Origin of the sequence: Paenibacillus terrae (assembly GCF_005217525.1) — a bacterium.
GTDB lineage: Bacteria > Bacillota > Bacilli > Paenibacillales > Paenibacillaceae > Paenibacillus > Paenibacillus terrae_C.
Window position 1 is genome coordinate 1 of the sequence record NZ_PNXQ01000009.1, and the last position, 760, is coordinate 760.

Below are 760 nucleotides of genomic sequence, written 5' to 3' on the forward strand. Positions count from 1 at the left end.
GCTTATCCTAAAGATAGAACGCAATGGAGTTTCGGATCCAGTTTTCAGGGTGTAACACCTTGAAATCACGCTTGGTATTCTAATTCACTATGGTGATATGTAGAATAACGCGCGGAGTTTTTGCTAAGTGAGTCCATTTACATGGAGAGATACCCAAGTGGCTATAAGGGGACCCTCTGCTAAGGGGTTAGACTGCGAAAGTGGTGCGAGGGTTCGAATCCCTCTCTCTCCGCCATTTAGGACAAGCTAGCGAAGTATTATGTTATGGCGGTGTAGCTCAGCTGGCTAGAGCGTACGGTTCATACCCGTGAGGTCGGGGGTTCGATCCCCTCCGCCGCTACCATACATACCCAGGAGGCTTAGCTCAGCTGGGAGAGCATCTGCCTTACAAGCAGAGGGTCGGGGGTTCGATCCCCTCAGCCTCCACCATTGTGCCGGTGTAGCTCAACTGGTAGAGCAACTGACTTGTAATCAGTAGGTTGGGGGTTCAAGTCCTCTCGCCGGCACCATTTTTGAAAAGTCCAGGGAACTGTGGTGTAGAGGCCTAACATGCCTGCCTGTCACGCAGGAGATCGCGGGTTCGAATCCCGTCAGTTCCGCCATTTTTCAATATGATATTTTTACGCGCTAAAGTGGGAAGGGGTATCCCTCCGCACTTTATTTTTTTGTTAATGGATATGGCTCGGTAGCTCAGTCGGTAGAGCAGAGGACTGAAAATCCTCGTGTCGGCGGTTCGATTCCGTCCCGAGCCACCTTTATA

At 50.8% G+C, this 760-nt stretch carries 6 tRNA genes; all 6 read left to right on the plus strand.

From position 1 onward, the window contains the following. The first annotated feature begins 143 nt into the window (after positions 1–143). The 6 genes from C1I60_RS07550 to C1I60_RS07575 all read left to right on the plus strand — a co-directional run bounded on the left by C1I60_RS07550 (position 144) and on the right by C1I60_RS07575 (position 752). A tRNA-Ser gene (locus C1I60_RS07550) sits at positions 144–235 on the plus strand. Between the two features lie 31 nt (positions 236–266). Then, positions 267–343: transfer RNA gene (locus tag C1I60_RS07555), tRNA-Met, on the plus strand. Between the two features lie 10 nt (positions 344–353). Further along, a tRNA-Val gene (locus C1I60_RS07560) sits at positions 354–429 on the plus strand. Positions 430–433: 4 nt separating this feature from the next. After that, a tRNA-Thr gene (locus C1I60_RS07565) sits at positions 434–509 on the plus strand. A 16-nt stretch (positions 510–525) separates the two neighbouring features. Beyond that, a tRNA-Asp gene (locus C1I60_RS07570) sits at positions 526–602 on the plus strand. A gap of 77 nt (positions 603–679) precedes the next feature. Beyond that, positions 680–752, plus strand: a tRNA-Phe gene (locus C1I60_RS07575). Positions 753–760 lie beyond the last annotated feature (8 nt).